13 protein-coding genes are annotated in these 14,034 nt (G+C 72.2%); 12 read left to right on the forward strand and 1 reads right to left on the reverse strand.

Features of this window, described 5'->3' with window-relative positions; translation table 11 throughout:
• Positions 1 to 80 precede the first annotated feature (80 nt).
• Complete coding sequence (locus IRZ18_04910) at positions 81 to 1,601, reverse strand: carboxypeptidase M32 (GenBank protein ID MBX5476449.1); 1,521 nt, start codon at positions 1,599 to 1,601, stop codon at positions 81 to 83.
• A gap of 242 nt (positions 1,602 to 1,843) precedes the next feature.
• On the opposite strand from IRZ18_04910, the gene IRZ18_04915 reads away from it, so the two are divergent.
• The 12 genes from IRZ18_04915 to carB all read left to right on the forward strand — a co-directional run.
• Positions 1,844 to 2,338 carry an NUDIX hydrolase gene (locus IRZ18_04915; protein MBX5476450.1) on the forward strand — a complete coding sequence of 165 codons (495 nt, stop codon included), beginning with the start codon at positions 1,844 to 1,846 and terminating at the stop codon, positions 2,336 to 2,338.
• Positions 2,335 to 3,267, forward strand: a complete 933-nt coding sequence (locus tag IRZ18_04920; GenBank protein MBX5476451.1) for an alkaline phosphatase family protein — start codon at positions 2,335 to 2,337, stop codon at positions 3,265 to 3,267. Before IRZ18_04915 ends, IRZ18_04920 begins: the two co-directional genes overlap by 4 nt.
• A 17-nt stretch (positions 3,268 to 3,284) precedes the next feature.
• Positions 3,285 to 3,599: a hypothetical protein gene (locus tag IRZ18_04925; GenBank protein ID MBX5476452.1), complete on the forward strand. Its 315-nt coding sequence runs from the start codon at positions 3,285 to 3,287 to the stop codon at positions 3,597 to 3,599.
• A gap of 23 nt (positions 3,600 to 3,622) precedes the next feature.
• A complete protein-coding gene (locus IRZ18_04930; protein MBX5476453.1) occupies positions 3,623 to 4,420 on the forward strand; it encodes a TraR/DksA C4-type zinc finger protein in 798 nt (265 codons plus the stop codon).
• A gap of 80 nt (positions 4,421 to 4,500) precedes the next feature.
• Complete coding sequence (gene lspA, locus IRZ18_04935; protein MBX5476454.1) at positions 4,501 to 4,977, forward strand: signal peptidase II; 477 nt, start codon at positions 4,501 to 4,503, stop codon at positions 4,975 to 4,977.
• Entirely contained in the window at positions 4,967 to 5,959 is a 993-nt protein-coding gene (locus IRZ18_04940; protein MBX5476455.1) for an RluA family pseudouridine synthase, read from the forward strand. The genes lspA and IRZ18_04940 overlap by 11 nt, the downstream gene beginning before the upstream one ends.
• Positions 5,960 to 6,012: 53 nt before the next feature.
• Positions 6,013 to 6,858, forward strand: coding sequence for a hypothetical protein (locus IRZ18_04945; GenBank protein MBX5476456.1), 846 nt, complete (start codon positions 6,013 to 6,015; stop codon positions 6,856 to 6,858).
• 266 nt (positions 6,859 to 7,124) lie between these two features.
• Positions 7,125 to 7,667: a bifunctional pyr operon transcriptional regulator/uracil phosphoribosyltransferase PyrR gene (pyrR, locus tag IRZ18_04950; GenBank protein ID MBX5476457.1), complete on the forward strand. Its 543-nt coding sequence runs from the start codon at positions 7,125 to 7,127 to the stop codon at positions 7,665 to 7,667.
• Between the two features lie 2 nt (positions 7,668 to 7,669).
• Positions 7,670 to 8,620, forward strand: coding sequence for an aspartate carbamoyltransferase catalytic subunit (locus IRZ18_04955; GenBank protein MBX5476458.1), 951 nt, complete (start codon positions 7,670 to 7,672; stop codon positions 8,618 to 8,620).
• Positions 8,608 to 9,912, forward strand: coding sequence for a dihydroorotase (locus IRZ18_04960; protein ID MBX5476459.1), 1,305 nt, complete (start codon positions 8,608 to 8,610; stop codon positions 9,910 to 9,912). The genes IRZ18_04955 and IRZ18_04960 overlap by 13 nt, the downstream gene beginning before the upstream one ends.
• Positions 9,912 to 11,066 carry a glutamine-hydrolyzing carbamoyl-phosphate synthase small subunit gene (gene carA, locus IRZ18_04965; protein MBX5476460.1) on the forward strand — a complete coding sequence of 385 codons (1,155 nt, stop codon included), beginning with the start codon at positions 9,912 to 9,914 and terminating at the stop codon, positions 11,064 to 11,066. Before IRZ18_04960 ends, carA begins: the two co-directional genes overlap by 1 nt.
• Positions 11,063 to 14,034: carbamoyl-phosphate synthase large subunit (gene carB / locus IRZ18_04970; protein ID MBX5476461.1), on the forward strand; the 2,972-nt coding region annotated here is incomplete at its 3' end. The genes carA and carB, both read left to right, overlap by 4 nt.

Raw genomic sequence — 14,034 nt, forward strand, 5'->3', positions numbered from 1 at the left:
TTTGTTTTTTTTCACCCTCCGGGCGGGGGGGGGGGGGGGGGGGGGGGGGCCCCCCCCCCCCCCCCCCCGCCGGCGGGGGATCAGAGCGCGTACAGTTCGGTGAACTTCCGCGTGATGTAGCGGAGGTACGGTTCCGGGTCGAGGCCGCGGCCGGTGGCGCGCTGCAGGAGCTCCTCCGGCGTGAACTTCGCCCCGTGAGCGTGCACGTTCGCCCGCATCCATTCCAGGAGCGGAGCCGTGTCGCCCTGGCGGATCCGCTCCGGGATGTCCGGCCGGTCCTGGCAGGCGCGCTCATAGAGCTGCACGGAGATGACGTTGCCCAGCGTGTACCCGGGGAAGCCGGCGAAGCCGCCGCGCGACCAGTGAATGTCCTGCAGGACGCCCTCAAGATCGTCCGGTGGCGTGATGCCGAGATAGGACTCCATCTTCCGGTTCCAGGCCTCGGGCACGTCGTCGACGGCGAGGGCGCCGTCGAGCAGGTCCCGTTCCAGCTCGTACCGGACCATGATGTGCAGGTTGTACGTGACCTCGTCGGCGTCGACGCGGATCAGGGAGGGCGTGGAACGGTTCACCGCGCGGTACATCGTCTCCACGGTGACGCCGCGGAGTTGATCCGGGAACGCGGCTTGGGCCTTCGGCAGGAAGAACTCCCACCATTCGCGGGAACGACCGACGACGTTCTCCCAAAGGCGCGACTGCGACTCGTGGACGCCGCCGGACGCTCCGCCGTAGAGCGGCGTGCGGGCGAATCGCGCCGGGATTCCCTGGTCGTAGAGGCCGTGGCCGCCCTCGTGGAGCGACGCGAACAGGCCGCCCCCGAGGTGGTCGGGGAAGATGCGCGTCGTCAGGCGCGTGTCGCCGGGGCCGAAGACCGTGGTGAAGGGGTGGACCGAGCGGTCCTGGCGGCCAGCGTTGAAGTCGAAGCCGATGGCGCGCAGCGCCTCGAGGGTGAGGTCCCACTGGCGCGCCTCGTCGAAGGGTTGGCGCAGCACGGCGTCCGACGCGAGGTCCTGCCGCTCGGCGATCCGCCGCACCAGCGGCACGAGCACCTCCTTGAGGCGGGCGAAGAGCGCGTCCAGCCGCGTAACCGTCATGCCGGGCTCGAACCGCTGCAACAGCGCGTCGTAGCGGCAGGACGCGCCGGAAACCTCGGCGAGGGCGTCGGCTTCCTGCTTCCGCAGCTCCAGGAGCCGCGCGAAGGCGTCGCGGAACGGGCGGAAGGACCGGGCCGCGCGCGCCTCCAGCCACGCGTCGAAGCCCTGGGCGCCGGCGATGGACAGCGCCTCGACGAGCCTGGGCGAGAGGCTGGCCTGCAGCGTGTACCGCCGGCGCGTGACGCGGACGAGGCTGGCCTCGTCGGAGTCGTATGGCAGTCCGGCCGCCCAGTCCTCCAGCGCGTCCAGCAGGCGGCCGGTCTCCTGGGAGGCGAACCTCTCGTGCGCGATGCGGCTGAGCGTCGCCGCCTGGCGCGAGCGCGTCGCCGAGCCGGCGGGCGGCATGTGCGTCTGGCGGTCCCACCCGAGCACGGCGGCCGCCCGTTGGAGGTCGTCGATTTCCCCCAGGTGTTCCCGCAGGCGGGTGTATGCTTCTTGTGCGTCCATGCGAGCGTTCCTCCCGATCGAATTGTTTCGGGATTCGAAGCAAGCGGGGGCGATTCCTTTTCGCGTCGAATTCGCGTCGAAGCGAAGGTGCGTCCGGAGACGGTGAACGTGAAGGAGTGAGGCGGATGGAGGCACGCGGGCGGACGTCCCCTGAAGCGGACGCCGAACGGCAGCCGGGCGGAGACGGGACCTGGGCGCGGCCGGTCGTGGAGTCGACGCGCCCGCTTCTTGAACACCCGCGGATGCGCGTGTACGAGGCGCTGTTGCGCTACCCGTCCGGGACGACGCAGCGGTACGTCTACCGCAAGCCGGGCGGCGATGTCGTCTCCGTGGTGGCGTTGACGGAGCGCGGCACGTACCTCCTCGTCCGGCAGTACCGCTTCCCGGTGGACGACTGGACGATCGAGCTGCCGGCGGGCGCCGTGGAGCCCGGCGAGACGCCGGAGGAGGCGGCGAAGCGCGAGTTGCTGGAGGAGACGGGCCACCTCGCGGGCGCCTGGCAGCGCCTGGGGACGGTCCTGCAGAGCCCGGCGGCGAGCGACCTGCTCCACCACTACTTTCTGGCCCGGGACTGCCGGCGCGTGGCGCCCGTAAAGGCCGACGAGCTCGAACCCGTGGAGTGCGTCGAGTGGTCCGAGGATCAGGTGCGGCAGGCCCTCGTCGGGGATCGTCCCCTCTCGATGCAGGTTCACGCCGGCCTGGCGCTCGCCTGGCTGTGCCTCGGCCGGCTGCCGTGAGCCTGCTCTTCGTCTTCGTCGACGGCGTGGGGTACGCGCCGTGCGGGCCGCGGAATCCCCTGCACGAGCCCGGCCTGCCCCGCCTGACCGCGGCAGCCGGTCACCCGCCCTGCGGGCCGGAGGCGGAACCGGGCCTGTTGCACGCCGCGCCCGACGGCCGGGCCGCCGTCGCGCTCCTCGACGCCAACCTGGGCGTGGACGGCCTGCCGCAGAGCGGCACCGGACAGGCGGCCCTGTTCGGGGGGTTCAACGCGGCACGGATGGAAGGGCGGCACGTGCCGGCCTTTCCGACGCGCGCCATCCGGGAGGCGCTGGAACGGGCGAACCTCTTCAAGTCCGTACAGGCGCGCGGCGGCCGTCCCGTCTTCCTCAACGCGTACCGCTCGGCCTTCTTCGACGGAGAGCGGCCGCGGCACGCCCGCCTGTCGTGCACGACGGCCGCCTACGCGGCCACCGGGCTGCCGTTCCGCACCGTCGCCGACCTCACCGCCGGGCGCGCCGTCGCCTTCGACATCACCGGGGCCTACCTGAGGGAGTTCGAGCCGGACGTCCCGCTGCGCACGCCAGAAGAGGCGGGGACCATCGCCGGCCGCGTGGCCGTGGATGAAGCCGACCTGGCCGTGTTCGAGTACTTTCTCACCGATCGGGCGGGGCATCTTCAGGACGAGCGGTTCGCCGCGGAAGTGCTCGACGCGCTCGACCGGTTCATCGGCGCGGCGTGGTCCGTGTTGGCGCCGCGCGGCGGGCGGCTCTTCGTGACGAGCGATCACGGCAACCTTGAGGATCTGACCGTGCGCACGCACACGCGGAATCCGGTGCCCGCGGTGGCGCTGGGTCCCGGCGCCGCCGCCGCGCTGTCCGGTGCCCGCTCCATCGACGAGGTCCCCCGGCGTCTCCTCGAATGGTCCGCGCGAAGCGAGACACACTGACGGCGGGGGGAGCGTCGATGTCGGGAGCTCACGGGGACGGGGACGCGCCGTTTCTGCGCCGCCTGGCGGGGCTCATCGAACGGCTGCTCATCTCCCTGGAACGCGCGGAGATCGCCGACTACGTGGCGCTGTACGAGCACCCGGCCCGGCTTCTTTGGTACAACTTCATGGCCGGCGTGGCGCGCGGCATCGGCACGGCCGTCGGCTTCACCCTCCTGGGCGCGCTCTTCATCCAGACCCTCCGCTGGTTCAACCTGCTGAACCTGCCCGTCATCGGCCGCTTGGTCGCCGAGATCGTGAAGATCGTCAACCGCGAACTTGGGTATCACTAAGGCACGAGAGGGAGGACGTGCCGATGGATGCCCAGGTACGCGCGCATTTCCGCCGCCGTCTTCTGCAACGGGCCGAGGAACTCCGCCGCCGGCGGCGGTCGCTGGAGGAAGGGAGCCTCGGCCAGTCGTTTGGCGACACGCTGGGCGAACTGTCCACGTACGACAACCACCCCGCCGACCTCGGCAGCGAGCTCCAGTTCCGCTCGCAGGACCTGGCCTTCAGGGCCGAGGCGGACGGCGCGCTGGAGCGCGTGCAGGCGGCCCTTGCGCGTCTCGACGACGGCACGTACGGCCTCTGCCTGCGGTGCGGCCGCGGCATCGACCGCGAGCGCCTTGAGGCGCTGCCGGAAGCGGAACTGTGCGTCGCCTGCCAGGAGGCCGCGGAGGCCGAGGCGCGCCCGGGCGGCCGCCCTGCGGAGGAGGCGGCGCTCTCGCCGCCGTTCGGGCGCACGTTCACCGACGGCACGGACAACGCCGCATTCGATGGAGAGGACGCGTGGCAGGCCGTTGCGCGCTACGGCTCGTCCGACACGCCGAGCGACGTCCAACCGGAGGACCCGCGCCCGCTCGAATACCCCGACGTGTACGTCGACGCCGGCGAGCCCGTGGGCGCGGCGCAGACGGTCGACCTCGCTCCCATGGAGGACGTCGCCTTCGAATGGGTCGACGCGGGCGCCCGCATCGAAGACCTGGGCGAGGGCCGCGCGATCGCATACGTGGAGGACCTTGATCCGGAGGCGCTGGGCGATCTTCCCGCAAGCGACGTCATGGTGGACGACGTCGCCTCCCCTCGCGACGAGGACGCGGAAACGCGCCATTGAAGCTCTGAATTGAAGCTCTGATATGATAAGCGACGGTGACCATCGGCGGTCCGGCCGGGACCGGAAACGGAGGCTCGCCGTTGCGCGGAAGCGGGGCGGCTTGGGCGGCGGCGATGGCCGTTCTGGCCTTCGCGCTCGACTTTGCGACCAAGCGGATCGTCGAGCGGGCGATGAGCCTCGGCGAGACGATTCCGCTAGTGCCGGGCGTGTTCGACCTGACCTACGTCCGCAACTCGGGCGCGGCCTTCAGCATGCTGCAGGGTCACGCGCCGCTGCTCATCCTCGTCACCTTCGTCGTGTTCGTGCTGATGGCGTTCTACTGGCGGGAACTCTCCGCCCTGGGTCCCGTGGCGCAGGCCGGCGCCGGACTTGTCGGCGGCGGCGCCGTGGGCAATCTCGTCGACCGCATCCGCTACGGCGAAGTCGTCGACTTTCTGCACCTTCACCTTTGGCCGGTCTTCAACGTCGCCGACCTGAGCGTGGTGGTCGGCGGGCTGCTGGTGGCGTGGTCCGTGTTCCGTGGCCCGGCGACGGAGGAGGAACGGCATGGCTCCTGAAGAGGATGCCCGCCCGCGCGAGCGCGTCTTCGAGTACGTCGTGACCCCGGAAGAGGAGGGGTTGCGGCTCGACCGCTTTCTCGCCATCCGCAACGAGCTCGACGCCAGCCGTGCGACGGTCCAGGACTGGATCACGGAGGGCCGGGTCCTCCTGAACGGCTACGAGGGCCATCGCTCCGACAAGCTGCGGGCGGGCGACGTCGTCCGCCTCGCGGCGCCCGAGCCCGAGCCGGTGTCGCTTCCGGCCCAGAACATCCCGCTCGACATCGTGTACGAGGACCACGACATCATCGTCGTCAACAAACAGCGGGGTCTCGTCGTCCACCCGGCGGCGGGCAACCCGTCCGGCACGCTGGTGAACGCGCTGCTCGCCCACTGCAAGGATCTCTCCGGCATCAACGGCGTGCTGCGGCCAGGCATCGTGCACCGCATCGACAAGGACACGACGGGGCTCCTCGTCGTGGCCAAGACGGACCGCGCGCACGCGCACCTCGCGCGCCAGATCCGCATGCACCTCGTGCAACGCACCTACCTCGCGCTGATCAAGGGCATTCCGCTGGCGGACGAGGGCACCATCGAAGCCGCCATCGGCCGCGACCCCTCCGACCGCAAGCGCATGGCCGTGCGTCCGGGGGTGGGCAAGCCCTCGATCACGCGCTTCACGGTGCTGGAGAAGTTCGACGGGTACAGCCTCGTCCAGTGCCGGCTGGAGACGGGGCGCACGCACCAGATTCGCGTGCATATGGCATACATGGGCCACCCCATCGTCGGCGACCCGGTGTACGCGACGGGCGCGCTCCGGCCGGGCGGAGCGGAGTCGCTGGGGCTGACGGGGCAGGCCCTGCACGCGCACAGGCTGCGCCTCCGTCACCCGCGCACGAACGAGGAGATGGAGTTCACGGCGCCCCTGCCGGAGGATTTCCAGCGGGCGCTCGACGAATTGCGCGAGCGGAGCGCTCGCGCCGGTCGGCCGCGCGGGTAGGGGCCGGTGCGCCCGCGGCGCCCTGACCTTCCGCCCGCTGAGGAGGATGCCCCTTGTCCATCCACGAGACGCTGCGGAGCGCCGTGGAACTGGTCCGCCGTGCGCCGGCCATTCCGCTGTACCTCATCCTCATGTACTGGTTGCCGCCCACCGCGACGTGGCTGGCGATGCGGCTCCTCCTCGCGGCGGGCGGCGGCGACCCTCGCCAGGCGCTCCCCATCGGCTTCGTCGTTCTCGTTGCGGCGCCCGGCTACGCCAGTGGCCTCATGACGCTGTTCCGGGCCGCCGTGCGCGGGGAGCCGATCGAGCGGGAGACGTTCCTCTCCGGGGCGGGGACCTACTACTCGCGAGTCCTGGGGGCGGCCGCGCTGCAGTTCGTCGTGACGTTCTTCCTGAGCGCGCCGGTGGCCGCGCTGGCGCTGCACGGCGCGGGGTCCCAGACTGTGGACGTCCTGCCGGCGGCCGGCGGCGTGACGTGGGGCCTTGGCACGCTCCGGCTCGTCCAATCGCACCCGGAGATGCTGATCCTGGTCCTGGGCGCGATCGCCATCCAGTTCGTCTCGCTGTACTGGGCGCCTGCCGTGGCCCTGGGCGACCTCGGCGTGACGGGCGGGCTCGCCGCGAGCATGCGCGCGGCCGTGCAACGGTGGCCGATCACCCTCGCGCTGGTCGTGGCGAACGCGCTCGCGACATCGATCCTCGACGCCGTGTCCCGCTTCATTGGGCCTGCGCCGGAGCCCGGCGTGACGTGGCCCCCGCCCGGCGCGATCGTCGCGCAAGGATCCCTGGCGGCGCTCCTGGCCTCCACCGTGGTCGCCGTGCTGTGGGGGGCGTGGCAGGCGTACTACCGGGCGTTCATCTGGTGCGCGTATGCCCCGCAGGAGGAGACGGCGTCGTAGCGCAGGGACAGCCCGGCCCGCGCGGGTGGGGCGGAGGAAGGCTGGACGGCGCCTGGCCCGGTTGACACCCCCTGCGAAGGGCGCGTAGACTGTCCCTGAACCAAGCAGCCTTTAAGCGCGTCCGGCGAGACGGGCAAGGCGTCACACGGAGGGGCCGCGCGCGGGCGCGGCGCCCCGAAAGGCCTGAACTTCTTGCCGGCCGGCAGGAAGTTTTTTTCATGTCCGGCAAGAGGCCAGACTAGCGTAGGGGGTACGGCCGCATGGCGTTGGTGGAAAAGGCGGAGATCATGGACAAGACCGCCATTGAGCGGTCGCTGCGGCGCATGGCGCACGAGATCATCGAGCGGAACGAGGACCTGTCGCAGGTGGTGCTTGTCGGCATCCGCCGGCGCGGGGTGCCCCTCGCGCAGCGTCTCGGCAGGTACATCGCCGAGTTCGAGGGCCGCGAGGTTCCGGTCGGCGTCCTCGACATCACCCTGTATCGAGACGACCTCACCCTGAAGAGCCCGACGCCGGAGGTCCAGGGGAGCGACATCCCCGTCGACATCAACGGCCGTGCGGTCGTGCTCGTCGATGACGTGCTCTACACCGGGCGGACGGTGCGCGCCGCGCTCGACGCCCTCGTCGACATCGGCCGGCCGGCGCAGATCCAGCTGGCCGTGCTGATCGATCGCGGCCACCGGGAACTGCCCATCCGGGCGGACTACGTCGGAAAGAACGTTCCCACCTCGCGGCGGGAAGTCATCGAGTGCCGCCTCGCCGAGGTGGACGGGCGCGAACAGGTCATGATCATGGAGCTGACCCAATAGCGGTGGACGCGTGGCGAGGCAATCCGGGAAGCCTCCTCGGACTGGCCGGCCTCGCGCCGGCGGAGATCGAGCGCTTGCTCGACCGGGCGGAAGCCTGGCTTGACGCCTGGCGCCGCGGCGCGGTGAGTCCCGTGCTGGCCGGACGGAGCGTGGCGCTCTGGTTCGCCGAGCCGAGCACGCGCACGCGGGTCTCCTTCGAACAGGCCGCGGCGCTGCTGGGCGCCCGGCCCATCGTGATCAGCGAGCGCGGGTCGAGCCTGGAAAAGGGCGAGACGCTCGCCGACACGGCCGCCACGCTGGAGGCGGCGGGGGTCGATGCGATCGTGGTCCGCCACGGAGCCTCCGGCGCCCCGGAGCAGATCGCCCGCGCCGTGCGCGTCCCGGTGCTCAACGCCGGGGACGGCACGCACGAGCATCCCACGCAGGGTCTTCTCGACGTCCTCACGATCCGCCAGTCGTTCGGCCGCGTCGCCGGGCTGCGCGTGGCCATCGTGGGCGACGTCCTCCACAGCCGGGTCGCCCGCTCCACGACCTGGGCGCTGGCGGCGCTCGGGGCGAGCGTCGTGCTGGTGGGCCCGCCCACGCTTGTCCCGACGGAGCTCGCCCGCGCGCTGCCGGCCGAGGTGTGCCACGACCTGCGCGCCGGGCTGGAGGGCGCGGACGTCGTCATGGCGCTCCGCCTGCAAAAGGAACGCATGGTGGCCGCCTACCTGCCGAGCGAGGCCGAGTACCGCGCGCGGTGGGGCATCACCGCGGAGCGCCTCGGCTGGGCGAAGCCGGGCGCCGTCTTCCTCCATCCCGGCCCGTCCAACCGAGGGGTTGAGGTGGAGACCGACGTGCACGACGGGCCCCGCTCGCGCGTCCGCGACCAGGTGCGCAACGGCGTGGCCGTCCGCATGGCCGCGCTGGAGCGGGCGCTGTCGGGAGAGGAGGCGGCGCGGTGGCGCTCCTGATTCGCGGCGGTCGCCTGATCGACCCGGCCACGGGACGCGACGGACGGTTCGACGTTCTCGTCGAGGGCGGGCGCGTGGCCGCCGTGGCGCCGGACCTCTCCGGCCGGCTCCCGGCGGAGGGGGACGGCGTGGAGGTGTTCGACGCGCGCGGCCTCGTCGTCACGCCGGGCCTGATCGACGTCCACACGCACCTGCGCGTCCCCGGCCAGGCCCACAAGGAGACGCTGGCGACGGGCACGGCCGCGGCCGCGGCCGGCGGGTTCACGCAGGTGTGCACCCTGCCGAACACGCACCCCGTCATCGACAGCCCCTGGCTCGTGGAAGCCGTCCTCGCCCGCGCGCGCGAGGACGCGGTCGTCCGCGTGCACGTGGTCGGCGCGCTGACCAAGGGCCAGGAGGGGCGGGAGCTGGCGCCGCTCGACGCCATGGCCCGCGCCGGTGCCGTCGCCTTCTCGGACGACGGCCGCCCCGTGGCCGACGCCGGCGTCCTGCGGCGCGCCATGGAGTACGCCCGCGCCATCGGCCTTCCGATCCTCGACCACGCGGAGGATCCCGGGCTCACGGGCCGTGGTGTGATGCACGAGGGTCCGGTGTCGCTCGCCCTGGGCCTGCCGGGCATCCCCGCCGCGAGCGAGGTGGTCGCCGTGCAGCGGGACGTGACGCTCGCCGCCTTCACCGGAGCCCGCCTGCACGTCATGCACCTGTCGACGGCCGGCGCCGTGGAAGCGGTGCGTCGCGCCAAGGAGGCCGGCGCGCCCGTGACGGCCGAGGTCACGCCGCATCACCTCGCGCTGACGGTGGCGGAGGTGGAGCGGCTGCGGTACGACGCCTCCACCAAGGTGAACCCGCCGCTCCGCGACGAGTCCGACCGGCAGGCGCTGGTCCAGGGACTGCGCGACGGCGTGATCGACCTCATCGCCACCGACCACGCGCCGCACAGCGGGGACGAGAAGGCCCTCCCGTACGTGGACGCGCCGTTCGGCATCAGCGGGCTGGAGACGGCCTTCGCGCTGGCGTACGGGGCGCTGGTGGAGAGCGGCGCCCTGACGCTTCCGGAGCTGGTGCGCCGGATGACGGCCGAGCCGGCGCGGGCGCTGGGCTTGCCGGGCGGGAGCCTCAGGGAAGGCGATCCGGCCGACATCGCCGTCTTCGACGTGGACGCGGAGTGGATCGTCGACCCGGCCGCGTTCCGCTCGAAGGGGAAGAACACGCCCCTGGCCGGACGGCGCGTGCGCGGGCGCTGCGTCGCCACGTTCGTGGCCGGGCGGCGGGTCTGGGGGGAACGCCCGTGATGCGGCTGCAGGGCGCCGGGACGCTCGTCTTGGAAGACGGCCGCGCGTTTGCAGGGGAGCTGTTCGGCGGCGGCTCCCTCCCGCTCTTCGGCGAGGTCGTCTTCACCACCGGGATGGCCGGGTACCAGGAAGTGCTGACGGATCCGAGCTACGCCGGACAGATGGTGACGATGGCCTATCCCCTGATCGGCAACACCGGCGTGAACGAGGAGGACGACGAATCGCGCCGTCCATGGGTAGCGGCGCTTCTCGTGCGTGAGCGCCAGGACGCGCCCAGCCACTGGCAGGCGCGGGAGCGCCTCGACGAGTACCTGGCGCGTCACGGCGTGCCGGGGCTCTCGGGCTTCGACACGCGCGCGCTGGTCCGGCACATTCGCGAGCGCGGCACGATGCGGGGGGCGCTCGTCCCGGCCGCGGAGGCGGCGGACGCAAACAGCCGTGCGGAGTGGGCGGCGCGTGCCGCCGCGTGGCGCATGCCGGATGTCGTCGCGCTGACGACCTGTTCCGCGCCCTACGAGGTGGACCCGGAGGCCGGCGTGGACGGGCCGGCGCCTCGCGTGGTCGTCGTCGACTTCGGCGCGAAGGGCAACATCGTGCGGGAGCTGGCGCGGCGGGGCTGCCGCGTGCGCGTCGTGCCCGCCCGCACCCCTGCAGAGGAGATTCTCGCGTGGCGTCCTGACGGCGTCGTGCTCTCGAACGGCCCGGGGGATCCCGCCGAGGTCAGGTACGGAGTGGACACGGCACGGCGGCTCGCCGGCCGCGTGCCCGTCTTCGGCATCTGCCTGGGCCAGCAGCTTCTGGCGCTGGCGTTCGGCGCGCGCACGGCCAGGCTCAAGTTCGGCCATCGCGGCGTCAACCACCCGGTGCGGGACGAGACGCGCGGGGAGGTCTACATCACGACGCACAACCACGGCTATGCCGTGGTGGAGGAGAGCCTGCCCGGCGACATCGTCGTCACGCACCGCCACCTGCACGACGGCTGCGTCGAGGGGATCGCGCATCGCAACTTGCCCGTCTGGGCGGTGCAGTTCCACCCCGAGGCGGCGCCCGGACCCCGGGAGGCGTCGCGTCTCTTCGACGACTTCATGGCGCGCGTTCGCAGCGAGGCGCGCGGCCGCGCGCAGTCCGGGGAACGGGGGGAGAGACGGCCATGACCCGCGTGCCGGGCCTGCGGAAGGTGCTCGTGATCGGGTCGGGGCCGATCATCATCGGGCAGGCGGCCGAGTTCGACTACGCCGGCACGCAGGCCTGCCAGGCGCTCCGCGAAGAGGGCCTGGAGGTCGTGCTGCTCAACTCCAATCCCGCCACCATCATGACGGACGCGGAGATGGCGGACCGCGTCTACATCGAGCCGCTGACGCCGGAGGTGGCCGAGGCCGTCATCGCGCGGGAACGGCCGGACGGGCTCGTCGCCACGCTCGGCGGCCAGGCCGGCCTCAACCTCGCCATGAAGCTCGTCGATGCCGGCGTGCTGGACAAGTACGGCGTCCGCCTTCTCGGCACCCCCGCGGAGGCCATCCGCCAAGCCGAGGACCGGGATCTCTTCAAGAGGGCGATGCAGCGCATCGGCCAGCCGGTGCCGGACAGCGCCGTCTGCCGTTCGGTCGACGAGGCGCTGCGCTTCGCCCGCGAGGTCGGGTTCCCGCTGATCCTCCGCCCCGCGTACACGCTCGGCGGCACGGGCGGCGGCGTGGCGCGGAGCGTGGAGGAGCTTGAGGCCGTCTGCCAGCGAGGGCTGCGCGCCAGCCCCATCGGCGAGGTGCTCGTCGAGCGCAGCCTCCTCGGCTGGAAGGAGATCGAGTACGAAGTGATGCGCGACGGGTCGGGCGCCATGGTGGCGATCTGCCCCATGGAGAACCTGGACCCGGTCGGCGTGCACACCGGCGACAGCATCGTCGTCGCGCCCACGCAGACGTTGACGGATCGCGAGCTCCAGATGCTGCGCACCGCTGCCTTCGACATCATCGCCGCGCTCGGCGTCGAGGGCGGCTGCAACGTGCAGTTCGCGCTGGACCCGGAAAGCCGGCGCTACTACGTGATCGAGGTCAACCCTCGCGTCAGCCGCTCCAGCGCCCTCGCCTCGAAGGCCACGGGGTATCCGATCGCCCGGGTGGCCGCGAAGATCGCCGCCGGCCTGCGCCTCGACGAGATTCCCAATCCCGTGACGGGGACCACGCGCGCGTTCTTCGAGCCGACGCTCGACTACGTCGTCGTGAAGATGCCGCGCTGGCCGTTCGACAAGTTCGGCTCCGCCGACCGCGGCCTCTCCACGCAGATGAAGGCGACGGGCGAGGTGATGGCCGTCGAGCGCACCCTTGAAGCCGCGCTGCTCAAGGCGGTGCGCTCGCTGGACATCGGCCTCGACGGGCTGGATCTTCCGGAACTGCGCGACTGGACGGACGCGCAGCTTGGGGACGCGCTGCGCCGCGCGGACGACCGTCGCCTCTTCGTCATGGCCGAGGCGCTGCGGCGCGGCTTCGGCGTGGAACGCGTGTCGCGGTCCACGGGCGTCGACCGGTACTTCGTGCAGAAGATCGAGAACATCGTGCGGCTGGAGCGCCGGCTGACGCTGGCCGGCGGCCCGCAGGCCCTGGCCACGCCGGCGGGCGCGGCAGTGGTGGGCCTGGAGCGCCGCGAGGCGGGGGAGGGCGCGCCGGACGGCGGGCACCCCATCCCGCCCGAACTGTGGCGGGAGGCCAAGACGATGGGCCTGAGCGACGCGCGCGCGGCCGCGCTGCTGGGGATCGATCCCATGGAGGTGCGCCGCCGGCGCGCCGCCGCCGGCGTCCGGCCGGTGTACAAGATGGTCGACACGTGCGCCGCGGAGTTCGAGGCGCGCACCCCGTACTTCTACAGCACCTACGAGGAGGAGGACGAGGCGCGCCCCGGCTCCGGGCGCGCCGTCGTGGTCCTGGGCTCCGGGCCGATCCGCATCGGACAGGGCATCGAGTTCGACTACTGCTCCGTCCACGCCGTCTGGGCGCTGCGGCGGATGGGCTACGAGGCCGTCATCGTCAACAACAACCCGGAGACGGTGAGCACCGACTTCAACACGTCCGACCGGCTCTACTTCGAGCCCCTGGACGTGGAGGCCGTGCTGAACGTGGTGGAGCGGGAGCGACCGCTCGGCGTGATCGCGCAGTTCGGCGGCCAGACGGCGATCCATCTGGCCGCGCCCCTCGCCGCTGCCGGTGTGCCGATCCTGGGCACGTCCGTCGAGGACATCGACCGGGCGGAGGACCGCGCGCAATTCGAGGCTCTTCTGAACGAGCTCGGCCTGCCGAGGCCGCCCGGCGGCGCGGCCACGTCGCTCACGCGGGCCCTCGCCGTGGCCGGCTGGATCGGCTATCCTGTGCTGGTGCGGCCCTCATACGTGCTGGGCGGCCGCGCGATGCGCATCTGCCAGGGGCCAGAGGAGCTGGCGGAGTACATGAAGGAGGCCGTCACCGTCTCGCGCGCGCACCCGGTGCTCATCGACCGCTATCTGGGCGGGCTGGAAGTGGAGGTCGACGCCGTCGCCGACGGGGACACCGTCGTCATCCCGGGCATCCTGGAGCACGTCGAGCGGGCCGGCATCCACTCCGGCGACAGCATCGCCGTCTACCCGCCCCGCCAGCTCGATCCCGCCGTGGAGCGCCAGCTGGTCGACGCGACGGTCCGCCTGGCGCGCGCGCTGCGGCTGCGCGGGCTCATGAACGTGCAGTACGTCATCCACGAGGGGACGGCGTACGTCCTGGAGGTCAACCCGCGCGCGAGCCGCACCGTGCCGATTCTCACCAAAATCACGGGCGTCCCGCTGGTGGAGCTGGCGACGCGCGCCATCATGGGAGAACGTCTCGCGGACCTGGGTTGGGCGACGGGGCTCGTGCCGCCCTGCGGCCACTGCGCCGTCAAGGTGCCCGTCTTTTCCTTCGCGAAGCTGGCCGCCGTGGAGACGGCGCTGGGCCCGGAGATGAAGTCGACGGGCGAGGTGCTGGGTCTGGCCGATACGTATGAGGACGCGCTGCAGCGCGGCTTCGTCGCGGCGGGGCTCGCCGCCCCGCCGGACGGCGGGCGGGTGCTGCTGACCATCGCGGACCGCGACAAGCCGGAGGCCACCCCTATCGCCCGGCGCCTGGCGGC

It is taken from the genome of Clostridia bacterium, from assembly GCA_019683875.1.
Taxonomy (GTDB): domain Bacteria; phylum Bacillota; class Sulfobacillia; order RBS10-35; family Bu92; genus Bu92.